Origin of the sequence: Polynucleobacter sp. UK-FUSCHL-C3, from assembly GCF_040409815.1 — a bacterium.
Lineage (GTDB): Bacteria > Pseudomonadota > Gammaproteobacteria > Burkholderiales > Burkholderiaceae > Polynucleobacter.
This window is the reverse complement of sequence record NZ_CP099959.1, coordinates 1849377-1871927: the sequence shown is the minus strand read 5'-3', so window position 1 is coordinate 1871927 and position 22551 is coordinate 1849377. Positions and strand designations below refer to the sequence as shown.

Here is a 22551-nt window from a genome sequence, read left to right as displayed (position 1 = left end):
ATCTATAGCGGTCGATTAGGGTCAACATCAATGGGCCGACGCTGTGGGAAAAGCAACACATTCGTTGCTAGTGGCCATAGCATTGCCTCAATCATTGCTTGCACAATAGCTGTTAGGCCCCACCAGTGAATTTGTTCACTAAGCGCCCAATTAACTAAAACAGGAAACAGAGAAACTAATAAAAAGATGGGAAATACGTTAAGAATTTGCGAGAACGAAGTTAGAGCGGTAATTCGGTTATGCCACGCAATCGCCAAATAAGAAACTAAAGAATAGCTAAATGCATGGACGCCCAGAAGGGAGCCGCTATGAATGTCCATTACCAGACCAAATAAAAAAGCAGTCACTATGCCAACATAGCGATGTTGATGAACATTCCAAAACACAATACAAATAATTAGTAAATCTGGAACCCAGGCATGGTTTCCAAATGGTAAAAAATTGAGAAGTAGTGCGAGGAATAGGCTGAGATAGATAAATGATGGCTTAACCGACCTCAGAATATAGCCGCTTTGATAATCAATCATGGCTGACCTTTTGGTCTAGTTTGGCGCCTACCGGGTGCTGGTGCAGTAGCGGGGCCCCCGGAACCAATCGCAGGCTTTGCGTCCCATTGCGGATTGTAAATAAGCGCCAAAGCCTGCAGATGGCGATTAACCTCTGCGATCGGACTACAAAATACATTGGATGCATTTTGCTCAGCATTGCGTTCAATTTTGGTAATCACAGCGACTGCAAATCCTGGTGGGTATATTCCATCTACCCCAGAGGTTAATAGAATATCGCCCACTTCTAGGTCGCTGGCTACAGGAAGGTAGCGGAGTTGTAATAAGTTACCGCGCCCAGCCCCAACAACTGCTGCACGCAAACCATTGCGCGCAACTAAAACTGGCACAGCAAAATCCCAATCTTCTAATAAAGATACTTCAGCGGAATTATCAAAAAGGCGAACAACTTGTCCCAAAATACCAGCATCGTTTGCGATGGGGGAGCCAAGATTTAGGCCATGGTTACTGCCACGATTAATGACGACTCGTTGAGAAATTGGATTGGGTGGATTAAAAAGAATCTCAACAGGTACCGTAGTGAAATTAGTATTTTTCTGAAGATCTAAGAGATTTCTGAGATTTTGATTTTCAACACTAAGGAGCGCTGCTTGATTGGCTAGAAGAGACAGTTCGGTTTGGCGAGTTTTCAGAGAAAGATTTTCTTTCTCAAGCGCAGAGCGAGTTGTGAAATAGTCGTCACCGAAAGAAAACAAATCAGAGGGAAGAAGCATTAAGTTTTCAAGAGGACGCAAAACATAACTTACTTGATTGCGAATAAAGCCTAAGGACTTGACTTGAAAATCAATGACCATGAGAGCCAACCCAATTACTAAACAAGCAACTAACTTGGCAAGTGCAGGTATGCCCTGTTTAAAAAGTGGGGGGGTACTATTTTGCACGACCCTGCTCGGCTATTAGCCGCCTACTCTTGGGAAAACACTCCACCAAGCTTATCCATACGCTCAAGGGCAATGCCACAACCCCGTGCGACACAGGTTAGAGGATCCTCTGCAACGTGAATGGGCAAACCAGTTTCTTCCATGAGCAGGCGATCAAGATCCCTTAACAAGGCGCCACCACCAGTAAGCATTAAACCTCGTTCTGCAATGTCCGATGCCAGCTCTGGAGGGGTTTGCTCCAGAGCTGCTTTGACTGCTGTCACAATTTGATTCAGTGGGTCAGTTAGGGCCTCGAGGATTTCATTGCTCGTTACCGTAAAGCTGCGTGGAATACCTTCTGAAATATTTCGTCCCTTGATTTCCAATTCACGAATCTCGGCTCCAGGAAATGCAGAACCAATCGCTTTTTTAACCGCCTCGGCAGTTTGTTCGCCAATGAGCATGCCGTAGTTACGGCGAATGTAATTGGTAATCGCCTCATCAAACTTATCACCGCCGACACGAACAGACCCTTTGTAAACAACGCCACCTAAAGACATCACACCCACTTCAGTTGTGCCACCGCCGATATCAACCACCATCGAACCAGCGGCTTCAGAAACTGGAAGACCCGCACCAATAGCGGCGGCCATGGGCTCTTCAATTAAAAATACTTGTGAAGCGCCGGCACCCAATGCCGACTCGCGAATAGCGCGACGCTCAACTTGGGTTGAGCCACATGGAACGCAAATGATAATTCGGGGGCTGGGTCTAAAGAGTTTGCTCTCGTGAACCATCTTGATAAATTGCTTGAGCATTTGCTCGGTGATGGTGAAGTCAGCAATTACGCCATCTTTCATTGGACGAATGGCTTCGATATTTCCGGGTACTCGACCCAGCATACTTTTTGCCTCGCGCCCTACTGCCAAAATTGTTTTTTTGTTATTGGGCCCACCTTCTTGGCGGATTGCTACAACGGAGGGCTCATCAAGGACAATTCCCCGATCACGCATATAAATAAGGGTGTTTGCAGTACCTAGGTCAATGGCTAGGTCATTGGAAAAATAGCTACGAAAGAGACCAAACATAATGTAAGTGGGAAAATAGAATTATTAATTTGAACGAAGATGAAATGATACTCTAGCACCCCATGGATATAAATGAAGTTCACCGTATAGCGAAGCTATCCCGCCTTGAATTAAGCCCTTCAGAGGCCGAGGCGGTTTTGCCTCAGTTGAAAGCCATTTTTGCCTTGGTAGAGGAGATGCAGGCGGTCGATACAAGCGCAGTAGACCCCCTGCCACACCCAATTTTGTTCATCCAGGATTTAGCCCAGCCTTTACGTCCTGATGCAGTTACCGAAATGGATGTGCGTGAGAGTAATATGGCCAATGCCCCAGCGCAAGATAGAGGCTATTTTTTAGTGCCCAGGGTGATTGAATGAGCTGGCATCAAAAGACCCTCGCCCAATTATCCAAATCATTGATTAATAAGGATATTTCAAGTTTAGAGCTGAGCAATTACTACCTGAATCGGATGGAGCTCAGGAAGGATTTGAACGCTTATTTGGATATCCAGCCAGAGTTAACTTTGGCCCAGGCAAGGAAGGCCGATACCTTGCGTACCCAAGGCAAGGCCGGCCCCCTTACTGGAATCCCAATCGCCCATAAAGATGTCTTTGTTAGTAAAGGCTGGGCCACAACTGCAGCCTCAAAAATTCTCAGAGGCTATATCAGCCCTTTTGATGCAGCTATAGTCGAGGCCCTTGGCATGCCGTGTGAACGCCACCCCCAAGCTGCTGGGATGGTTTGTCTTGGAAAGACCAATATGGATGAGTTTGCGATGGGCTCTTCTAATGAGAACTCGGCATATGGGCCAGCGCTTAATCCATGGAACTCGAAACATGTGTCGGGCGGATCATCGGGAGGCTCCGCCGTAGCGGTAGCGGCAGGCTTGGCTCCCATTGCAACAGGAACAGATACAGGCGGCTCGATACGTCAGCCTGCTGCTTTCTGTGGACTGACAGGAATTAAGCCAACATATGGGCGGGTCTCGCGCTACGGCATGATTGCCTATGCGTCCTCATTGGATCAGGCGGGCCCTATCGGAAAGACAGCTGAGGACTGCGCCTTGTTATTAAGCGCAATGTCTTTTCATGATTCGCGTGACTCAACGTCTTTATCAGATAGTGGCGAAGACTATTCACGCTGTTTAAACGCCACTTGGTCTGACAAAGATCAAAGCAAGCCCTTGGCAGGATTACGGGTTGGTTTGCCTAAAGAGTTTTATGCCGATGGTTTATCTCCCGAGGTTGCCAAAGCTCTACTGTTAGCAAAAGAGGCACTCCATACTCTGGGCGCAAGTGTGTGCGAGGTTAGCTTGCCCAAAACAAAATTATCCATTCCGGTTTATTACGTGCTTGCACCCGCCGAGGCGTCGAGTAATCTAAGTCGGTATGACGGGGTACGCTATGGTCATCGGGCAAAAGAATATTCTGATTTAGTACAAATGTACCAACGCTCACGCAGTGAAGGTTTTGGCGATGAGGTTAAGCGCCGCATTTTGGTTGGCAGCTATGTTCTCTCACATGGGTATTACGATGCGTACTATTTACAAGCTCAAAAAATACGGCGCATCATTGCTGCGGATTTTCAGGTGGCGTTTAATCAATGCGATGTGATCTTAGGGCCGGTGGCACCGGATGTAGCTTGGGGCTTTGGCGAGAAGTCAAAGGATCCCTTGCAGATGTATTTAGAGGATATCTATACACTTTCCACAAATCTTGCGGGTTTGCCTGCGATGAGTGTCCCTTGCGGGTTTTCAAAGGAGGGTATGCCGATTGGGATGCAATTGATCGGTAACTATTTTTCTGAAGCGCGACTATTACAAGTTGCGCACCAATACCAATTGGCTAGCGATTGGCATTTGCGAACCCCTTCGGAGGTGGTTTCATGAAATGGGAAGTGGTCATTGGACTCGAAACACATACTCAACTATTGACGCACTCTAAGATTTTTAGTGGAGCATCTACTCAGTTTGGTGCCTTACCCAATTCACAAGCTTGCCCAGTTGATTTAGCCCTGCCTGGTGTGTTGCCAGTTCTAAATTATCAGGCGGTGGCACATGCTATTCGTTTTGGTTTGGCGATTGGCGCTACTATCGCACCAGCGAGTATTTTTGCGCGTAAGAACTATTTCTATCCGGATTTACCAAAAGGCTATCAAATTAGCCAATATGAGATACCGGTAGTGATCGGTGGCCAATTGGAAATTATGCTTGGCCAAGAGGTAAAAGTGGTTCATCTCACACGCGCACATCTGGAAGAAGATGCTGGTAAATCAGTTCATGAGAACTTTACTGGACCCAATGGCGAACCAGCTAGTGGGATTGATTTAAATAGAGCAGGTACGCCCCTTCTTGAGATTGTGACCGAACCCGTAATGCGCAGCGCTGCCGAGGCAGTAGCCTATGCCAAGGCTTTGCATAGCTTGGTGGTATGGCTTGGAGTTTGTGATGGCAACATGCAAGAGGGATCCTTTCGATGCGATGCTAACGTTTCTGTACGCCCCTTTGGACAAAAGGAGTTTGGTACACGTTGTGAAATTAAGAACCTAAACTCCTTTCGTTTTCTAGAAGAAGCGATTAATTATGAGGTGCGTCGTCAAATCGAATTGATTGAAGATGGCGGCACGGTCGTACAAGAGACTCGTTTATATGATCCTGATCGACAAGAGACTCGCAGTATGCGGAGCAAAGAAGACGCACACGATTATCGGTACTTCCCAGACCCAGATCTGTTGCCCTTAATCATCTCCCAAGAGTGGATTGAGGAAGTGCGCTCAAGTATGCCCCCATTGCCAGCCACATTGCGCGAGCAATGGCAGACTAATTTTGGACTGAGTGCTTATGACGCACAGGTTTTAAGTCAAGATCGGGCAAGCGCTGATTTATTTACGGAACTAATTGGATTATTGGGCGCTGCGCAAGCAAAGTTAATTTCTAATTTCATCACTGGTGAGCTGGCCTCGGCTCTCAATCGATCTAATTTACAAGCGATCGATGCGCCGCTGAATGCCAAGCATCTTAGCCATTTACTAAGACGCCTAATGGACGGTACGATTTCTGCCAAAATTGCTAAAGATATCTTTGCATTAATGTGGGAAGAAGCGCTTAATGGTAAAGAGGTGTCAGATGTTGATCAAATTATTGAGAGTCGGGGCTTAAAGCAAATCACCGATAGTGCTGCATTAGAAGCATTGATTGATTCAGTCTTGCAGGCTAATACAAAATCAGTAGAGGAGTTTCGTGCAGGCAAAGAAAAAGCATTTAATGCTTTGGTGGGACAGGTTATGAAAGTCTCACAAGGCAAGGCCAACCCGCAGCAATTAAATGAATTACTGCGCCAGAAATTACAAAGTTCATAGGGAATGGGTAATGAGTAATCAAGAACTGAGCCAAGAAGAACAAGAAGCGTTGGTAGCCCAATGGCTGTTGGCCTGCCCAGGATTTTTTGAGAGACACGCTGAAGTGTTGCAGGACGTTCGTCTAAAGGATCCGCATAGCGACCGTGCTATCTCTTTGCAGGAACGCCAAATGCATTTATTGCGTTCACAAAATCAGGCCCTGAACCAGCGCTTAAACGAGATGTTACGTTTTGGCGGTCGCAATGACAAAACTCAGCAAGCGATGGTTGCTTGGCTACAGCAATTAATCGAGGCTCAAGAGGCTGCGGCAGTTGCCGTAGCAATTGAGTTAGGTCTATCAAGCATCTTTGAGGTTGAGGTTTGTTGTCTATTGCAAGTCGATGAAAGTTTCCAGGCCTTATTGGATCAGCCGTTTTGCCAAATCTATGCAGATTGCCCTGCCACCTTTAAAGAAAAAATAGCGCAGTCTAAACATAATGATGCAGATTGGCAAAGCATTGCCATATTGGCATTACCTCTGGGCAATGACCAGTGCGCAGCTTTGGTATTGGCTAGCTCAGACCCAGAACGTTTTACCAAAGACATGGGTGCCTTCTATTTAAAACAAATTGCTGGCTTGGCGGCCGCAGCTTTAAGACGAGTCGCCTGGTAAACACGCCGACGTGAGCGATTCTTTTCCTGAAATAGAAGCATATTTGCGAGCGTTGCACGTCTTGCGACAACTGTCGCCCCATACCCTTAAAGCCTATCGAACAGACTTGTTGGTGCTTCAAGAAAATGCAAGGGCGGAAGGGCTTACCCTGAGCAAGGTAAGCAATGCCTTAATTCGGCGCTGGGCTGCATCCTTACATGCCAAGGGAAGATCACCTCGAACGATTGCGCGCACACTATCTGCGTGGCGTGGTTTTTATGCTTGGCTCGCTTTGGAAGGCGAAGCCCAGAAATCTCATTCCAGCTTGAGCGTCAATCCTGTCTCGGATGTGAAGGCGCCCAAGCGTAACAAGCTATTACCTAAAGCCTTATCGGTGGAGCAGGCCATTGCTTTAGTAGAGCATGCTGCTAAGGAAGCTAAAGAAAAAAAGGATTGGGAGTCGTATCGAGACTACGCTACGATCGAGTTGTTATATTCCTCGGGATTGCGCTTGTCTGAACTTTTAGGAATTGATGTTGAGCCGAGCCGATCTTCTGCAGGTTGGCTGGATTGGGATGCTGCGGAGGTATCGGTGCTCGGTAAGGGCAATAAGCGCAGAACGATTCCGGTTGGAAAGCCAGCGATGCGATCTTTACAGAGTTGGCGGGAGATGCGAGCCCAGTATTTAGCAAACACTAAGGAATTGGCCCTGTTCATCTCGATACAGGGTACACGTCTGTCAGCACGAACTGTTCAAGCACGCTTGCGAAGACTTGCAATCCGCGCAGGACTTCCAACCCATGTTCATCCACACATGATGCGCCACAGCTTCGCCAGCCATGTTTTGCAGTCCTCTCATGATTTACGTGCTGTTCAAGAGATGCTAGGTCACGCAAGTATTGCAAGCACTCAAATTTATACGTCCCTTGACTTTCAGCATCTCGCAAAAGCCTATGACAGCGCACATCCGCGCGCTAGAGCAAAAAGCTCAGGAAAGTAAGATGAGCAAGCAGATACAGGGCCAAATGCATTTTCTGAAAGTATCGGTAAGATAGACCCCACTAACTGTGCATAACCATCACCCCAGAGAATAAATTAAATGGCCCTGATCCCTGTAACTATCTTGACCGGCTTTTTAGGAAGCGGCAAGACCACTTTACTTAAGCATATCTTGACCGAGCAGCACGGCAAAAAGATTGCTGTTATCGAAAATGAGTTTGGCGAAGAGAACATCGATAACGACATCTTGGTTCAAAGTGCGCAAGAACAAATTGTGCAAATGAGCAATGGTTGTGTATGTTGTTCTATTCGTGGGGATTTGGTGGAGGCACTTAATCAGTTGTGGGAAGAGCGTAAGAGCAAAAAGATTAACTTCGATCGGGTTGTTATTGAAACCACCGGAGTCGCAAATCCAGGCCCTGTAGCGCAAACCTTCTTTATCGATGACGATATTGCAAATCGTTATGTCTTGGATGCCGTGGTGACCTTGGTGGATGCCAAGTATAGCCAACAGCAACTGACCGAACATGAGGAGGTGCAGCGCCAAGTAGGCTTTGCCGATCGTATCTTTATTACTAAGCCAGATCTTGCCAGCAAAGAGGAAATTACTAGCCTTAAAATTCGTTTGATGCATATGAACCCGCGGGCGCCAATTGAGATGATTACGCGCGGCGTTGCTCCCTTGGACGCAGTATTTGATTTAAAAGGCTTCAATCTCAATGCTAAGTTGGATATTGACCCCCATTTTTTAGGGGAGCATGATCACGATCACAGTGAGTGTGGACATGACCATCATGATCACGAGCACCACAATCACCATGACCATCATGGCCATGCCGACCGAATACAGTCCTTTGTGTTCAAGAGCGATAAGCCCTTTGATCATCGTAAATTAGAGGATTTTTTGGGGGGGGTTATCTCAGTATTTGCGGAGAAGTTGCTGCGCTACAAGGGCGTTTTATATGTGAAGGGGTCGGCCCGGAAGGTTATTTTGCAAGGTGTGCACGAAATGATGGGCAGCGACCTGGCAGGCCCTTGGGGCGCTGGGGAGCCCAAACAAAGCCGAATGGTTTTTATTGGCATCGATTTACCCAAAGACACCTTACTAGGGGGCCTGGAAGGCTGCCTGGTCAAGTAATCCTCATGTGGCTCGGGTGCTGTACAATCCGCCGCCACGGCATTAAAACAAATAGACATTGAAACTTTTATAGAAAGAGTAATAATGCTCGCTTAATGATGTAATTAGGGGTTTAGTAGTTACCCTTAATGGGCAGCATTTTTGAAGAAGTACTAAATGCAGTATTAAATTATTTCGGATTGGGGAACAAGATGACCACTAAAGAAGCCGGCACAAAGGCAAAAACTGCTGAGACCAGCAAGAAAGCCTCTGCTTCGTCCGCCAAGGGTGCGCCATTAACAGAAGCCGAGTTGCTCAAGATGTCCGATAAAGACTATATGGGCGCAGCGCAATTAGAGTTCTTTCGTACCAAATTGCAGACCCTCAAAGAAGATATTCTGAAGCACGCAAGTGAGACAACCGAGCACTTGCGTGAAAACATTTTGGTTCCCGATCCCGCCGACCGTGCCACGATTGAAGAAGAGCATGCATTAGAACTCCGTACTCGAGATCGTGAGCGTAAATTGCTTAAAAAGGTTGAACAGGCCTTGGCTCGCATTGAGTCGGGCGACTACGGCTGGTGTGAGGAGACTGGTGAGCCAATAGGCGTGTCCCGTTTAATTGCGCGGCCAACCGCCAACTTGTCCCTAGAGGCTCAAGAGCGTCGTGAATTACGGCAGAAATTGTTTGGTGAATAGGGTTTCTATTCATCATGACTAAAGCCGTACCGACATTAGCGGATATCCCGCCACTCTTAAAAGCTGAGATTTTGGCTGAGGCCTTGCCGTACATTCGGCAATACCATGGCAAAACTATCGTCATTAAGTACGGTGGCAATGCGATGGTTGAAGAGCGCCTAAAAGAAAGTTTTGCGCGCGACGTTATCTTGCTGAAGTTAGTGGGCATGAACCCAGTGGTAGTTCATGGCGGTGGCCCACAAATTGATGAAGCTCTAAAGAAAATTGGTAAAACCGGCACCTTCATTCAAGGAATGCGAGTTACCGATGACGAGACCATGGAGGTGGTGGAGTGGGTCTTGGGTGGCGAGGTGCAACAAGACATCGTGATGTTAATCAATCATTTTGGCGGCCAAGCAGTTGGCTTAACTGGTAAAGATGGTGGCTTGATTCATGCGAAAAAGTTATTCGTACCCAATGATCAAAAGCCGGGCGGAGCCCCGATTGATTTAGGTTTTGTTGGCGAGATTGAGGCGATCAATCCCGCAGTTGTAAAAGCTCTACAAGACGATGCGTTTATTCCAGTGATTTCGCCAATCGGCTTTAGTGCAGAGGGTCAGGCCTATAACATCAATGCTGATTTAGTCGCAGGCAAGATGGCAGAAATCCTAAAGGCTGAGAAATTGGTGATGATGACCAATATTCCAGGCGTCATGGATAAAGCCGGTAATTTGCTAACCGATCTCACGGCCCGCGAGATTGATGCTTTATTTGCAGATGGCACGATCTCCGGTGGAATGCTGCCGAAGATTTCATCGGCACTCGATGCCGCCAAGAGTGGCGTGAACTCTGTCCACATTATTGATGGTCGAATTGAGCACTCACTTTTGCTTGAAATTCTGACGGAACAAGCTTTTGGTACCATGATACGTTCTAGATAAACAAAAACTCCTATGAACACAAGCAGTAGCCCTCTTGATCAGGAACTTGGTTCTGAATTGAACGGGGGTGAAACCAAGACCCGTAAACGTCCTCGCCCCGGCGAGCGTCGTTTGCAGATCTTGCAGATTTTGGCAGAAATGCTTCAAAACCCGCGCGGTGAGCGAGTTACAACCGCAGCTTTAGCTGCCAAAATTGGTGTATCCGAAGCCGCTTTGTATCGTCATTTTGCAAGCAAGGCCCAAATGTTTGAGGGCTTGATTGCTTTTATTGAGCAAACTGTATTCGGTCTAATTAATCAGATCAATCAAAAAGAAGAATTAGGCACTGCGCAAGTGAAAGGCATTGTACAAATGCTCTTGGTCTTTGCAGAAAAGAACCCTGGGATGGTACGAGTCTTATTAGGCGATGCTTTATTGCAAGAAGATGATCGTTTGCAAGAGCGTATCAATCAAGTGCTTGATCGGGTGGAGGCATCATTAAAGCAATCACTTCGCATAGCGCAAAGTCAAGGTAAAGACGGTCAGGCGGACATAGTCAGCATGCAGGCAGCCTTGTTAATGAGTTTTGTGATTGGTCGTTGGCATCGCTTTGCTCGTAGCGGCTTTAAAAAATTACCGAGCGATGGTATTGAGTCAAGCCTTCGCATTCTCCTTGCAGCATGACCGAGCTGTATCTTTCAAAACAAACAATTCACTTTGTTGAGCCCTTGCCGCTACAAAGCGGTACCAGTATTGAGAACTATGATTTGGTGGTCGAGACCTATGGCCAATTAAATCCTAAGGCCAGTAATGCCATTTTGATTTGCCATGCACTTAACGCTTCCCATCATGTCGCTGGTATAAATCCAGATGATCCAAGTGATATTGGGTGGTGGGACAACATGGTGGGTCCCAACAAGCCGATTGATACCAATCGATTTTTTGTCATTGGCGTAAATAATTTGGGGTCCTGTTTTGGTTCAACGGGCCCCATGAGCATTAATCCAAAAACAAATTTACCGTATGGCGCTAGCTTTCCTGTGTTGACTGTAGAGGATTGGGTCAACGCACAAGTGCGCCTAGCCGATCGTTTAGGGATCAAACAGTTTGCAGCCGTGATGGGCGGAAGTTTGGGTGGCATGCAGGCTATGTCATGGGCAACACAATACCCAGAACGGATAGCCCATTGCGTTGTGATTGCCTCTACTCCAAAACTAAGTGCCCAGAACATTGCTTTTAATGAGGTCGCTCGTAATGCCATATTGTCGGACCCCGATTTTCATGGGGGGGATTACTACAAGCATGGGGTTGTGCCGAAAAGTGGCTTACGCCTCGCGCGCATGGTGGGTCATATCACTTATTTATCGGATGACGATATGGCCGAGAAATTTGGACGCGATTTACAAAGGCCTGCAGGCGCTCCTGATGAATACCGTTTTAGTTTTGATGTGGAGTTTGCGGTTGAGAGTTATTTGCGTCACCAAGGGGATAAGTTCTCGGGTTACTTTGATGCCAACACTTACCTTCTGATTACTCGCGCACTCGATTATTTTGACCCTGCAAAACGCTTTGGGGGCGACTTAAGTCAAGCCCTCTCACCAGCACAAGCAAGCTTCTTGGTGGTGAGTTTTTCAACGGATTGGCGTTTCTCCCCAGATCGAAGCCGAGAAATTGTAAAGGCCTTACTCGACAACAAGGCAAATGTAAGTTATGCAGAAATAGATGCGCCACATGGGCATGATGCTTTTTTATTAGATGACGCGCGTTATCACAATTTAGTACGCGCTTATTTTGCAAAAGTGGCGGAGGATCGATGCAATTAAGAGCGGATTTCGATGCGATTGCTAATTGGGTTACCCCGAATTCCTCATTATTGGATTTGGGTTGTGGTGACGGATCCTTTTTAGATTTCATTCGCACAAAGCGCCATGTGAAGACCTATGGCGTCGAAATCATGGATGCTTCAGTTCTGGCCTGCATAAAGAAAGGCCTTAATGTTATTCAGCAAGATTTAGAAGGCGGTCTAGCCTTGTTTGAAGATCAAAGTTTTGATACCGTGGTCTTGTCCCAGACATTACAAACTATCCATCAAACCGAACGTATCTTGCGGGAGGTCGTGCGGGTTGGTGAGCAATGCGTAGTGTCCTTCCCAAACTTTGGCCATTGGTCCCATCGCTTTGCAGTGGCCCTCGGCAGAATGCCTGTATCGAAGTCTTTGCCGTATGAGTGGTTTAATACGCCGAACGTTCGGGTTCTGACCATTGCTGACTTTGAGGCCCTTGCACATAAATTAGGGATTGAGATATTGGGCCGGGTTGTATTACACGAAGGTAAGACTGTGCAGTGGGCACCTAATCTATTAGGCAGCTTGGCCATCTATCGCGTGCGTGGTGCTTGATAACGTTCATTCGTGGGGTAAAGACTTACGGGTCTATTTAGAGTGGCCCAGCGTTCGCATGTTTTTCTTGGGGTTCTCCGCGGGCCTCCCGCTATTACTGGTATTGGGTACCCTTGGGTTTTGGTTACGCGAAGCGGGAATAGACCGCAGCACGATTGGTTATTTATCATGGGTTGCCTTGTTCTACGCGGGTAAATGGTTATGGGCGCCATTAGTCGATCGTGTACCCATTCTATTTTTGACCAAGCGACTGGGTCGGCGAAGAGGCTGGCTATTGTTTGCACAGGCCTTAATTATTTTTGGGTTGATTGGTATGGCAACAACCGATCCAAAACAGAACTTAGAGCCCATCGTTTGGTTTGCACTCTTGGTTGCATTTGGGTCGGCAACGCAAGATATTGCTTTGGACGCTTTTCGGATTGAGTCGGCAAAAGCACAATACCAAGCGGCACTAGCAGCCAGTTATCAAACAGGTTATCGCTTGGCGATGATTTGGGCAGGTGCCGGGGCCTTATGGTTGGCAGCCCGAGCAGAAACAACAACAGGGGTTTATCTCGCCGAGGCTTGGCAATTTGCGTACTTATGTATGGCCTTATCAATTGGTGTGGGGGTTGTCACCACCCTGCTAAGTCCGGAGCCTCAGTCAGTTTTGTTACCAAAAGCTCGTTCTGCAGGGCAGTGGTTGCAGCAGACCTTAATACAGCCCTTTGCGGACTTTATTGGCCGTTATCGGTGGCAAGCATTTTTAATTCTGGGTCTAATCGCCATTTATCGAATTAGTGATGTGGTCATGGGTATTATGGCTAACCCCTTTTATGTTGACATGGGCTATACCAAGGATGAGGTGGCGGCTATCACCAAAGTGTTTGGCGTGATCATGACCCTGCTGGGAGCTTTCTTGGGCGGTCTATTGACAATGCGTTTTGGGGTGATGCGAGTTTTATTTTTGGGAGGTGTTTTATCCGCAGCCAGTAACTTGCTATTTGCATGGTTAAGTACGCGCGGTCATGATCTAAATGGTTTAGTTTGGGTAATCTCTGCCGATAATTTGAGTTCAGGGATCGCGTCCGCAGCATTTATTGCCTACCTATCGTCCCTAACGAACGTACAGTATTCAGCAACGCAATATGCGTTATTCAGTTCGATGATGCTGCTCTTGCCAAAATGGCTTGCAGGCTTTTCGGGGGCGTACGTTGATACTTTTGGCTACGAACATTTTTTTATAGCAACCTCGCTAATTGGAATTCCAGTACTGATCTTAATTACACTTGCTATCCGTTTTGAGAAATCAAACTCGCCTTAGAGTTTCCAGTCGTACTCAATGATGAGCGGGGCGTGATCAGAAAAACGTTGCTCTTTATAAACTCCTGCTTTTCTGGCAGCCTGAGCGAGTTCAGGCGTGGCAATTTGATAGTCAATGCGCCAGCCCACATTCTTTGCATAGGCCTGACCGCGTTGACTCCACCAGGTATAACAAGTATCACTAGCATCCGGCTCTAATTGCCGATACACATCCACATAGCCTAGTTCTGAGAATAGATTTGTGAGCCAAGCACGCTCTTCGGGTAAGAACCCCGAGTTCTTTAGATTACCTTTCCAGTTCTTTAAATCTATTTCGTGATGGGCAATATTGACATCACCACACAACAGAATTTGGCGCCCACTCTTTTTGAGTTGGATTAGATGCGGCAAGAAAGCATCCAAGAAACGAAACTTAGCCTCTTGGCGCTCTAGGGAGCTCGAGCCTGAGGGCATATACACAGAGATCACAGAGAGCTGCCCTATCTGCACTTCAACATAGCGACCCTCCGCATCAAACTCAGGATTGCCAAATCCCAATTGCACATGCTTGACCGGATGGGGTGTGAAGATGCCCGAACCGCTGTACCCTTTTTTTTGGGCATGATGAAAGTAAGCATGCAGGCCTGGCGGAGAAAGGATTTCAGGGCCAAGGTCGGCCTGTTGTGCTTTAAGTTCTTGTACGCAGATAAAATCAGCAGATTGATCGTTTAGCCACCCCATAAAACCTTTTTTGGCGGCGGAGCGAATTCCATTGAGATTGGCGGAAATGATGCGTAACATAAAGACCTATGAATTTAAATCCTGAGCAAGAGCAGTTTGACTTTATCCGCTTTGCACTGGAAGCAAAGGTTTTGTCATTTGGAGAGTTTAAAACGAAGGCGGGGCGGCTATCGCCTTATTTCTTCAATGCCGGACTTTTTTATGATGGAGCTCGCCTCGGGCGTTTGGGAGAGTTCTATGCCCGTGCTCTCATTCAATCGGGTATAAGTTTTGATATGTTGTACGGCCCAGCTTATAAAGGCATTACCTTGGCGGCTAGTACCGCGATTGCTTTGGCTGAACAAAATCAGAACACAAGCTTTGCATATAACCGCAAGGAAGCGAAGGATCATGGTGAGGGCGGTAATACTGTCGGGGCACCATTGGCAGGACGTGTGGTCATTATTGATGATGTAATTTCAGCGGGAACCTCGGTTCGCGAGTCGGTTGATCTGATTAGGGCTGCTGGAGCTATGCCCTGTGCTGTTTTAATAGCACTCGATCGAATGGAGAAATCTGGTAATGCGGTCGACGTAGGTGAATACTCTGCGGTACAAAGCGTTTATCAAGAATTTGGCTTACCTGTGATCGCTATTGCAGATCTTAAGAGTTTGATGGCATATTTACAGCAATCAAAGGACCCTAATCTTCAGCAATACCTACCGGCAGTTCAAGACTACCGCGCTCGTTATGGGGTTTAGCTTAGAAGATATCTTTTAGAGAGTATCTAAATCAATCTCACCGTGGTAGACGGTTTGTGCCGGACCGGTCATCATCACAGAAGGCGCCACTTGAGCACCAAAACCATTCCACGCTATCTGAAGTTCTCCGCCGCGTGTCTGAACACGGACTGGGGAGTCAAGTAAGCCACGCCGAATCCCTGAGACAACAGCCGCACAGGCACCGGTACCGCACGACAGGGTTTCACCAGCACCGCGTTCATAAACACGTAATTTAATTTCATGGCGATTAATTATTTGCATAAAGCCTGCATTAACGCGCTTTTGAAAAGCTGGATGCGATTCAATCAACGGCCCATCAATTAATACGGGAGCGCTATCAAGATCCTCAACAATTTGGACCGCATGAGGATTGCCCATAGATACCACAGCAATCCAATCAGCATGAGCGCCACTATTTTGGGAAAGTGGCAGCGCATATAAAGTCTCATGCATTTCTTGCTTATTGGTCAGCCCCGAGGGGTCAAACGGAATATCAGTAGGATTAAAAATTGGCTGACCCATATCAACCTCAACTTGATCATCGTGAAGTCGCTTGAGCGTGAGAACAGTATGAGCCACTTCCACTTGAATCTCATTCTTGGTGCTAAGTCCCTGTTCGTGAACAAAGCGTACAAAGCAACGCGAGCCATTTCCACATTGCTCAACCTCGCCGCCATCCGCATTAAAAATGCGGTACTTAAAGTCAACCCCTGGCTTACTACTTTTTTCAACCAACAAGATCTGATCGGCGCCAACGCCCAATTGGCGATGAGCAAGTCTGTGCCAGAGTGAGGAATCGAGTTGACTAAGATCGTGCGTTGTGCCATCAATCACAATGAAGTCATTGCCAGCACCATGCATTTTGGTAAAACGTAGTTTGCGCATAGTTGGATAATTGCAATCAAAGCCTAATCATACAAGTTTGCCTCTCCAGGCGGACGATATTTAAAGCGCTTGTGTACCCAGTAATACTCAGCTGGCCGTTTACGAATCTCATCCTCAAAGCAGCGATTAAGACGTGCTGTATCGGCCACAGGATCATCGCTTGGAAAGTTCTCAAGAGCACGCTGAATGCGGCAGATGTACTTACTACGGTCAGCATTTAAGGTCGTGATCATCAGGCAGACCTCAGCATTGCAGGCCCTGGCTAAGCGTGAGATTGCAGTAATGGTATTGGCCTGAATCCCAAAGAAAGGAACAAATACAGAGTCTTTAGGGCCTAGGTCAATATCTGGAGCAATAAAAATAAAATTACCTGATTTAATTTCTCGAATCAGCTCCAATAGGCGGCTTTGTCTAGCAATAGACTTACCGCCAAAGCGATTGCGCCACTCAATAATTTTTTGATTGAAGAATGGGTTCTTCATATTTTGATAAAGGCCCGCCCCTCGAGGCCAGCTTTTTTCTGCCGCCATTGCGGATAAAGCCATAAAGCCACCTTCAAGACCAACAAAGTGCGGGATCACAAAAATACGTGGTTTGCAATCACCTAATTTAACTTCAGACTGGATCTCAATCATCGATACGATTTGCTCTGCTGAGCCAAGCCAGATTCGACTACGCTCTAAGACACTGCGCCCAAACAGACGCCAGTGCTCAATTGCAAGATTCTCAATTTGATTAATTTTTAGCTCTGGAAAACATAAGCGCAGATTTGTTAGCACCACTCGTTTGCGTTGATGTGGTAAGCGTCCAAATAAGGAGCCTAAGGCATAACCAGTCTGTACGGTCCAGGTGTAAGGAACAAAAGCGAATAGCCGCAAGATGCTTAGAGCGATGTAATTAAAAAAGGTGTGAAACCAGTTCATCATACAAATTAGCTTTGTGGAGGTAGCAGGGCGCCTTCGGGGTGTTTGTAGCGGTTATACGACCAAATAAATTGCAAGGGTGCCTCTAGAATAACTTTTTCAATTGCGTGGTTCATTTGCAGGGCTGCGGTGTTCGCATCATCTGAGAACGGCTCTAATAGGCGCGCCTTTATGAGCCAACCTTGACCGATCGATTTGCGGATTGCAGAAAACAAGATGACCGGTGTTTGTTTGCGATTAGCAAGTCGAGCGGGTAATGGTGTGGTGTACGCATATCGACCAAAAAACTTTACCCACACACCATCACCGCCACTAGGTACTTGATCAGGAAGAATACCGATAGCCTCCCCCTCTTGTAGGGCCTTGACCATTTTACGAACACCGTTCAGATTGGTTGGCACAAATTGCATATTGGGATAGGCGCGTTGCTCTTCAATCACTTCATTGAGCCACTCTTGACGAGCGGGGCGATACAAAATCGTGGCAGGAAAGTGTTTTGCAAGAATACGCGGAATGATTTCAAAGCCACCAAGGTGGGGGGTTAGCATCACCAAACCCCTACCTTTGCCAATTGCTTCTTCGACAATTTTCCAGTTCTGTATCTCGGCCAACTGCAGTGCTTTTTGGGGGTTGCGCCAAATCCATAGGCTGTCCATAAATAACATCCCGGAGGATGCCGCAGCTCGCAAGGGGCTTGGTTTAATGCCGCTAAGGCTCATGGCATGACCGTAGTTACTCTGAAAGAGAGCCCGAAAATGGCTTGAGCCGAGATAGGCTGATATCCCGCCAAGACCACCCAGTAACTGGGTTAGCCCAAGCGGGAGGCTGGCAAGCCCTTTAAGGAAGAAGCGTAAGACGGTGTTTTGCACTTAGTAATGATATTCAATTGAGTGGCGCACCTCATTTTTATAGGACTGCATAGATAAATGAGGTGGTTTTTGAAAGATTCAGATAAAATACATATATTCGCCGAGTTAAAGACAACTTGCGGGGCGAATTAAAAAAATCTGCTAAAGCGTCGCCGTTGTATTCCCCGGCACGTGGAGTTGTCAGTGCCCTTGAAATGGAGAATAGAATGGCAAACGATTATTTCTTTACCTCAGAGTCAGTTTCTGAGGGTCATCCCGATAAGGTCTCAGACCAAATCTCAGATGCAATCTTAGACGCGATCTTGACCCAAGATCCCAAAGCACGCGTTGCTGCAGAAACACTTTGTAATACCGGATTGGTAGTCTTGGCTGGTGAAATTACAACCCATGCAAACGTTGATTACATTCAAGTTGCACGTAATACCTTGCGTGAAATTGGCTATGACAACACCGATTACGGCATTGACTACAAAGGCTGTGCCGTTTTGGTGGCCTATGACAAACAAAGCCCTGATATTGCACAGGGCGTTGATAAAGCGCACGATGATGGCCTAGACCAAGGGGCTGGTGATCAAGGCCTGATGTTTGGTTACGCTTGCGATGAGACCCCCGAACTAATGCCCCTTCCTATTTATTTGTCTCATCGTTTAGTAGAGCGGCAATCGCAATTACGTCGTGATGGTCGTTTAAATTGGCTACGCCCTGACGCAAAGTCTCAAGTTACATTGCGCTACGTCAATGGTAAGCCTGATTCCATTGATACCGTAGTTCTCTCCACTCAGCACTCCGCTGATATTCCTTTGGAGAAATTACGCGAGTCCGTGATTGAAGAAATCATTAAACCAGTATTGCCAAAGAACTTAATCAAAGGGGATATTAAATATTTGGTAAATCCTACTGGTCGCTTTGTAATCGGCGGTCCACAGGGTGATTGCGGCTTAACCGGTCGCAAAATTATTGTAGATACCTACGGCGGTGCCGCGCCGCATGGCGGCGGTGCTTTCTCGGGTAAGGATCCTTCCAAGGTGGACCGCTCGGCAGCCTATGCAGGTCGTTATGTTGCTAAGAATGTGGTAGCCGCAGGCCTTGCCAGTAAGTGCTTAATCCAGATTTCCTACGCAATTGGTGTGGCGCGCCCCACTTCGGTGATGGTAAGCACGTTTGGGACTGGCAAGATCCCCGATGAGCAAATTGCGAAATTGGTATCAGAGCACTTTGATCTGCGACCCAAGGGTATTGTTAAGATGCTGGACTTGTTGCGCCCAATCTATAAAAAGACAGCTGCCTATGGCCATTTTGGCCGGGAAGAGCCTGAATTTACTTGGGAGCGCAAGGATAAGGCTGGAGCCCTAAAGGCAGCAGCAGGCATTTAACAGAAAACTTGTTTACAATTTGATTATTCCTCCAAGGAGCGTTGCAAGGGGCCGTGATTTATATGCGCCTCCCAGGCTTGGAGGGGAGTTACTTGGTAACTTCATTGCAACTGCGCTCGCTAACCCGTATTGTCAATTGGTTAGCGAGTTTCATGAACTTGCTCCGCTTGACGATCATTAGCCGGAGCTTTTATGAACACTATTTCTGATATCAAACTAGGTAGCGACTACGCCATTGCCGATATTAATTTGGCTGACTTTGGTCGTAAAGAAATTAAGATTGCTGAAACGGAAATGCCAGGCCTGATGGCAATTCGTGAAGAATTTGCAGCAAAACAACCCTTGCGAGGAGCTCGTATTACTGGTTCATTGCACATGACCATCCAGACCGCAGTTCTGATCGAGACCCTCGAGGCCTTGGGTGCTGAAGTGCGTTGGGCCTCGTGCAATATCTTCTCAACCCAAGACCATGCGGCAGCTGCAATTGCAGCAAATGGTACCCCCGTCTTTGCGATCAAAGGCGAGACCTTGGAGCAATATTGGGATTACACCCACAAGATTTTTGAATGGGCCGATGGCGGCTTTACCAATATGATCTTAGATGATGGTGGCGATGCGACCTTACTTTTACATCTTGGTACCAAGGCAGAAAAAGATCAGGCAGTTCTTAATCAGCCTACGAGCGAGGAAGAACGTATTTTATTTGCGGCCATTAAGAGCAAGATAGCCGTTGATCCCACTTGGTATTCCACGCGCTTGGCGAAGGTAAATGGAGTGACGGAAGAAACCACAACTGGCGTGCACCGACTCTATCAAATGCATGCTAAGGGCGAACTTCGCTTCCCAGCCATTAATGTGAACGATTCTGTGACCAAGAGTAAGTTCGATAACTTATATGGTTGCCGTGAGTCTTTAGTTGATGCGATTAAGCGCGCTACGGACGTCATGATTGCCGGCAAGGTTGCGGTGGTCGCAGGTTATGGTGATGTGGGTAAGGGTTCTGCCCAAGCGCTCCGTGCACTGTCTGCTCAAGTATGGGTTACTGAGGTAGATCCAATTTGTGCATTGCAGGCAGCCATGGAAGGGTATCGCGTCGTAACAATGGACTACGCAGCAGATAAAGCCGATATTTTTGTAACTGCTACGGGTAACTATCATGTAATCACGCACGATCACATGAAGAAGATGAAGGACCAAGCAATCGTTTGCAACATTGGCCATTTTGATAATGAAATCGATATTGCGGGCATTGAAAAATATACTTGGGAAGAAATTAAGCCCCAAGTAGATCATGTGATATTCCCCGCAGCAAATGGTTTACCCGAGAAGCGCCTGATTATTTTAGCGAAAGGCCGTTTAGTGAATTTGGGTTGTGGCACCGGTCACCCCTCTTATGTAATGAGCTCATCATTTGCAAACCAAGTCATTGCGCAAATTGAGTTGTGGGGAGCAGCTGGTACGAATAAATATCCAGTGGGCGTATATACCCTGCCAAAGCATTTGGATGAAAAAGTCGCACGTTTGCAGCTCAAGAAGCTAAATGCACAGTTAACGGAGTTAAATGATCAACAGGCTTCTTATATCGGCGTTAAGAAAGAGGGCCCATTCAAGCCTGAAACCTATCGTTATTAATGACGCTGTTTGATCATGAATGTAGCCACTAGTCCATGGAATTAAGCATCGAGTTCTTCCCCCCTAAAACCCCAGAGGGGGAGGTGCGTCTTGCGCAAACGCGGGAGCGCTTTAGCGCTGCTTTACAACCTGCGTTTTACTCGGTGACCTTTGGCGCAGGCGGATCTACGCAGGCGGGCACTCTACAAACCGTGCGAATAATCCACGAGACAGGTGAAGTAGTGGCTCCGCATTTGTCATGCGTGGGCAGCTCTAAAGCGCTGATCGCCGATCTATTAAAGCAGTATCAGGCATTAGGCATCAAGCGCATCGTTGCATTGCGGGGCGATTTACCATCGGGTATGGGCCAGTATGGTGAGTTTCAGCACGCCAATCAGCTGGTTGAGTTTATTCGTCAAGAAACCGGAGACTGGTTTCATATTGAGGTCGCCGCTTACCCAGAGACCCATCCCCAGGCTGAGTCACCGAGTAAGGACGTGCAGTTTTTTGCTTCGAAGGTGAAGGCAGGCGCAGATTCTGCAATCACACAATACTTCTTTAATAGCGATGCTTACTTCCGTTTTGTCGATGATGCCTATCAATTAGGTGTGAATGTACCGATTGTGGCTGGCATCATGCCGATTACGAGTAGTACTCAATTGCTTCGCTTCTCAGACGCTTGCGGTGCCGAGATCCCTCGTTGGATTCGTCTGCGATTGCAATCGTATGGCGATGATCTGGCATCCATCAAAGCTTTTGGGGAAGAGGTAGTCACAACACTTTGTGAGCAATTAATTGTTACGGGTGTTCCAGGCCTGCATTTTTACTCGCTCAACCAATCTGAGCCAGTTCTGCGCATTACCCAAAACTTACAACTGGGTAAAGGCTGATCCAAAATCAATTTGCTTTATTTGGGATAAATCATTGAGTTTGTAACCACGTAGTCCAGAGCCTGGTCATGGTCTTGGGGAACCCAACGGTCTGCGCTAAGCCTTTGCCAATCATAGGCAACCCCAATCGTCTTAAAGGTATGCCCCTCATTTTTTAGGGTGGCAATGGTGCGGTCAAAATAGCCACCCCCATAGCCTAGGCGCCATAGGCAATCTTTTTGAAGACTCCAACCCACGCAGGGGATCAAAATACAGTCCGGTTGTGCCAACTCAATTCCCGGAGACTCAGGATTTGGCTCCAGAATCCCATATGCATTCGTAATCAAGGCGCACGATTCTGACCAGGTATAAAAATCCAAGCGCTTATCTGATCGAACCTTGGGAAGCAGGAGCGATCGTTGAGGTGCTGATTGCTGCCACTGAAGAAGGGGAGCCTTGAGGTCTGGTTCTTCTTTAAAAGGCCAGCAAAAGGCGATTGACCGATAGTTCGAGTCTGGCCTCTGTAGAAGCTCGCCTAGCTTAGCCAGAAGACCTAAATGGGCTCCCTCAAAAGCTGTACTTTGCCTGTAATCGACTCGATTTTGCAATAAATCATGGCGGACTTGATCAATAGGGGTATGCATAG

24 protein-coding genes and 1 riboswitch are annotated in these 22551 nt (G+C 47.2%); of the genes, 16 read left to right on the top strand and 8 right to left on the bottom strand.

Annotation, left to right across the window (positions count from 1 at the left end; all coding sequences use genetic code 11):
- Positions 1–2: 2 nt before the first annotated feature.
- The 3 genes from mreD to NKE59_RS09485 are packed head-to-tail and all read right to left on the bottom strand — an operon-like array spanning position 3 to position 2514.
- Positions 3–527: a rod shape-determining protein MreD gene (gene mreD / locus NKE59_RS09495; RefSeq protein ID WP_353438766.1), complete on the bottom strand. Its 525-nt coding sequence runs from the start codon at positions 525–527 to the stop codon at positions 3–5.
- On the bottom strand, positions 524–1447 hold the full coding sequence (gene mreC / locus NKE59_RS09490; protein ID WP_353438765.1) for a rod shape-determining protein MreC: 924 nt from the start codon (positions 1445–1447) through the stop codon (positions 524–526). Before mreC ends, mreD begins: the two co-directional genes overlap by 4 nt.
- A 23-nt stretch (positions 1448–1470) precedes the next feature.
- Entirely contained in the window at positions 1471–2514 is a 1044-nt protein-coding gene (locus tag NKE59_RS09485; protein WP_353438764.1) for a rod shape-determining protein, read from the bottom strand.
- A 62-nt stretch (positions 2515–2576) separates the two neighbouring features.
- Between NKE59_RS09485 and gatC the strand changes: the two genes are divergently transcribed.
- The 12 genes from gatC (at position 2577) to NKE59_RS09425 (ending at position 13895) form a co-directional block, all read left to right on the top strand.
- A complete protein-coding gene (gatC, locus tag NKE59_RS09480; RefSeq protein ID WP_353438763.1) occupies positions 2577–2870 on the top strand; it encodes an Asp-tRNA(Asn)/Glu-tRNA(Gln) amidotransferase subunit GatC in 294 nt (97 codons plus the stop codon).
- Complete coding sequence (gene gatA, locus NKE59_RS09475) at positions 2867–4381, top strand: Asp-tRNA(Asn)/Glu-tRNA(Gln) amidotransferase subunit GatA (RefSeq protein WP_353438761.1); 1515 nt, start codon at positions 2867–2869, stop codon at positions 4379–4381. The genes gatC and gatA overlap by 4 nt, the downstream gene beginning before the upstream one ends.
- Positions 4378–5850: an Asp-tRNA(Asn)/Glu-tRNA(Gln) amidotransferase subunit GatB gene (gatB, locus tag NKE59_RS09470; protein WP_353438760.1), complete on the top strand. Its 1473-nt coding sequence runs from the start codon at positions 4378–4380 to the stop codon at positions 5848–5850. Before gatA ends, gatB begins: the two co-directional genes overlap by 4 nt.
- Positions 5851–5860: 10 nt before the next feature.
- Positions 5861–6502, top strand: coding sequence for a DUF484 family protein (locus tag NKE59_RS09465; protein ID WP_353438759.1), 642 nt, complete (start codon positions 5861–5863; stop codon positions 6500–6502).
- Positions 6503–6512: 10 nt separating this feature from the next.
- Complete coding sequence (locus tag NKE59_RS09460) at positions 6513–7481, top strand: tyrosine recombinase XerC (protein WP_353438758.1); 969 nt, start codon at positions 6513–6515, stop codon at positions 7479–7481.
- Between the two features lie 99 nt (positions 7482–7580).
- On the top strand, positions 7581–8618 hold the full coding sequence (locus NKE59_RS09455; protein ID WP_353438757.1) for a GTP-binding protein: 1038 nt from the start codon (positions 7581–7583) through the stop codon (positions 8616–8618).
- A 299-nt stretch (positions 8619–8917) separates the two neighbouring features.
- Positions 8918–9295 carry an RNA polymerase-binding protein DksA gene (dksA, locus tag NKE59_RS09450; protein WP_353439956.1) on the top strand — a complete coding sequence of 126 codons (378 nt, stop codon included), beginning with the start codon at positions 8918–8920 and terminating at the stop codon, positions 9293–9295.
- Positions 9296–9309: 14 nt separating this feature from the next.
- Positions 9310–10215: an acetylglutamate kinase gene (gene argB, locus NKE59_RS09445; protein WP_353438756.1), complete on the top strand. Its 906-nt coding sequence runs from the start codon at positions 9310–9312 to the stop codon at positions 10213–10215.
- A 12-nt stretch (positions 10216–10227) separates the two neighbouring features.
- A complete protein-coding gene (gene slmA, locus NKE59_RS09440) occupies positions 10228–10878 on the top strand; it encodes a nucleoid occlusion factor SlmA (RefSeq protein WP_353438755.1) in 651 nt (216 codons plus the stop codon).
- On the top strand, positions 10875–12017 hold the full coding sequence (locus NKE59_RS09435; RefSeq protein ID WP_353438754.1) for a homoserine O-acetyltransferase: 1143 nt from the start codon (positions 10875–10877) through the stop codon (positions 12015–12017). The genes slmA and NKE59_RS09435 overlap by 4 nt, the downstream gene beginning before the upstream one ends.
- Positions 12008–12592 (top strand): methionine biosynthesis protein MetW, encoded by a 585-nt coding sequence (metW, locus tag NKE59_RS09430; RefSeq protein ID WP_353438753.1) that lies wholly within the window; start codon positions 12008–12010, stop codon positions 12590–12592. The genes NKE59_RS09435 and metW overlap by 10 nt, the downstream gene beginning before the upstream one ends.
- Positions 12585–13895 (top strand): AmpG family muropeptide MFS transporter, encoded by a 1311-nt coding sequence (locus NKE59_RS09425; protein ID WP_353438752.1) that lies wholly within the window; start codon positions 12585–12587, stop codon positions 13893–13895. The genes metW and NKE59_RS09425 overlap by 8 nt, the downstream gene beginning before the upstream one ends.
- Here the strand turns inward: NKE59_RS09425 and NKE59_RS09420 are convergent.
- Complete coding sequence (locus NKE59_RS09420) at positions 13892–14674, bottom strand: exodeoxyribonuclease III (protein WP_353438750.1); 783 nt, start codon at positions 14672–14674, stop codon at positions 13892–13894. The two genes, NKE59_RS09425 and NKE59_RS09420, sit on opposite strands and share 4 nt — an antisense overlap.
- Before the next feature lie 8 nt (positions 14675–14682).
- Between NKE59_RS09420 and pyrE the strand changes: the two genes are divergently transcribed.
- A complete protein-coding gene (gene pyrE, locus NKE59_RS09415) occupies positions 14683–15354 on the top strand; it encodes an orotate phosphoribosyltransferase (RefSeq protein ID WP_353438749.1) in 672 nt (223 codons plus the stop codon).
- A gap of 15 nt (positions 15355–15369) precedes the next feature.
- Here the strand turns inward: pyrE and dapF are convergent, their stop codons facing one another.
- The 3 genes from dapF to NKE59_RS09400 are packed head-to-tail and all read right to left on the bottom strand — an operon-like array spanning position 15370 to position 18052.
- Positions 15370–16260, bottom strand: a complete 891-nt coding sequence (gene dapF, locus NKE59_RS09410) for a diaminopimelate epimerase (RefSeq protein WP_353438747.1) — start codon at positions 16258–16260, stop codon at positions 15370–15372.
- A gap of 23 nt (positions 16261–16283) precedes the next feature.
- On the bottom strand, positions 16284–17186 hold the full coding sequence (locus NKE59_RS09405; RefSeq protein WP_353438745.1) for a lipid A biosynthesis acyltransferase: 903 nt from the start codon (positions 17184–17186) through the stop codon (positions 16284–16286).
- 5 nt (positions 17187–17191) lie between these two features.
- Positions 17192–18052 carry a lysophospholipid acyltransferase family protein gene (locus NKE59_RS09400; RefSeq protein ID WP_353438744.1) on the bottom strand — a complete coding sequence of 287 codons (861 nt, stop codon included), beginning with the start codon at positions 18050–18052 and terminating at the stop codon, positions 17192–17194.
- A 206-nt stretch (positions 18053–18258) separates the two neighbouring features.
- Here NKE59_RS09400 and metK point away from each other — a divergent pair, with 206 nt between their 5' ends.
- From metK to metF, 3 genes are all read left to right on the top strand, one after another.
- Positions 18259–19425, top strand: a complete 1167-nt coding sequence (metK, locus tag NKE59_RS09395) for a methionine adenosyltransferase (protein WP_353438743.1) — start codon at positions 18259–18261, stop codon at positions 19423–19425.
- Positions 19426–19452: 27 nt separating this feature from the next.
- A riboswitch (S-adenosyl-L-homocysteine riboswitch) is annotated at positions 19453–19550 on the top strand.
- 67 nt (positions 19551–19617) lie between these two features.
- Positions 19618–21057 (top strand): adenosylhomocysteinase, encoded by a 1440-nt coding sequence (gene ahcY / locus NKE59_RS09390; RefSeq protein ID WP_353438741.1) that lies wholly within the window; start codon positions 19618–19620, stop codon positions 21055–21057.
- A gap of 35 nt (positions 21058–21092) precedes the next feature.
- On the top strand, positions 21093–21926 hold the full coding sequence (gene metF / locus NKE59_RS09385; protein ID WP_353438740.1) for a methylenetetrahydrofolate reductase [NAD(P)H]: 834 nt from the start codon (positions 21093–21095) through the stop codon (positions 21924–21926).
- A gap of 17 nt (positions 21927–21943) precedes the next feature.
- Here the strand turns inward: metF and NKE59_RS09380 are convergent, their stop codons facing one another.
- The gene (locus NKE59_RS09380) at positions 21944–22549 is read right to left on the bottom strand and encodes a 5-formyltetrahydrofolate cyclo-ligase (RefSeq protein WP_353438739.1); all 606 of its coding nucleotides are present in this window, start codon (positions 22547–22549) and stop codon (positions 21944–21946) included.
- Positions 22550–22551 lie beyond the last annotated feature (2 nt).

Excerpts from the sequence above, each read along its gene's own strand:
- NKE59_RS09420 (WP_353438750.1), bottom strand. The coding sequence starts at position 14,674 with ATGTTACGCATCATTTCCGCCAATCTCAATGGAATTCGCTCCGCCGCC.
- metK (WP_353438743.1), top strand. The coding sequence starts at position 18,259 with ATGGCAAACGATTATTTCTTTACCTCAGAGTCAGTTTCTGAGGGTCAT.
- ahcY (WP_353438741.1), top strand. The coding sequence starts at position 19,618 with ATGAACACTATTTCTGATATCAAACTAGGTAGCGACTACGCCATTGCC.
- dapF (WP_353438747.1), bottom strand. The coding sequence starts at position 16,260 with ATGCGCAAACTACGTTTTACCAAAATGCATGGTGCTGGCAATGACTTC.
- gatA (WP_353438761.1), top strand. The coding sequence starts at position 2,867 with ATGAGCTGGCATCAAAAGACCCTCGCCCAATTATCCAAATCATTGATT.
- gatB (WP_353438760.1), top strand. The coding sequence starts at position 4,378 with ATGAAATGGGAAGTGGTCATTGGACTCGAAACACATACTCAACTATTG.
- NKE59_RS09435 (WP_353438754.1), top strand. The coding sequence starts at position 10,875 with ATGACCGAGCTGTATCTTTCAAAACAAACAATTCACTTTGTTGAGCCC.
- gatC (WP_353438763.1), top strand. The coding sequence starts at position 2,577 with ATGGATATAAATGAAGTTCACCGTATAGCGAAGCTATCCCGCCTTGAA.
- argB (WP_353438756.1), top strand. The coding sequence starts at position 9,310 with ATGACTAAAGCCGTACCGACATTAGCGGATATCCCGCCACTCTTAAAA.
- slmA (WP_353438755.1), top strand. The coding sequence starts at position 10,228 with ATGAACACAAGCAGTAGCCCTCTTGATCAGGAACTTGGTTCTGAATTG.
- NKE59_RS09465 (WP_353438759.1), top strand. The coding sequence starts at position 5,861 with ATGAGTAATCAAGAACTGAGCCAAGAAGAACAAGAAGCGTTGGTAGCC.
- NKE59_RS09485 (WP_353438764.1), bottom strand. The coding sequence starts at position 2,514 with ATGTTTGGTCTCTTTCGTAGCTATTTTTCCAATGACCTAGCCATTGAC.
- dksA (WP_353439956.1), top strand. The coding sequence starts at position 8,918 with ATGTCCGATAAAGACTATATGGGCGCAGCGCAATTAGAGTTCTTTCGT.
- mreD (WP_353438766.1), bottom strand. The coding sequence starts at position 527 with ATGATTGATTATCAAAGCGGCTATATTCTGAGGTCGGTTAAGCCATCA.
- metW (WP_353438753.1), top strand. The coding sequence starts at position 12,008 with ATGCAATTAAGAGCGGATTTCGATGCGATTGCTAATTGGGTTACCCCG.
- NKE59_RS09455 (WP_353438757.1), top strand. The coding sequence starts at position 7,581 with ATGGCCCTGATCCCTGTAACTATCTTGACCGGCTTTTTAGGAAGCGGC.
- NKE59_RS09380 (WP_353438739.1), bottom strand. The coding sequence starts at position 22,549 with ATGCATACCCCTATTGATCAAGTCCGCCATGATTTATTGCAAAATCGA.
- metF (WP_353438740.1), top strand. The coding sequence starts at position 21,093 with ATGGAATTAAGCATCGAGTTCTTCCCCCCTAAAACCCCAGAGGGGGAG.
- NKE59_RS09405 (WP_353438745.1), bottom strand. The coding sequence starts at position 17,186 with ATGATGAACTGGTTTCACACCTTTTTTAATTACATCGCTCTAAGCATC.
- pyrE (WP_353438749.1), top strand. The coding sequence starts at position 14,683 with ATGAATTTAAATCCTGAGCAAGAGCAGTTTGACTTTATCCGCTTTGCA.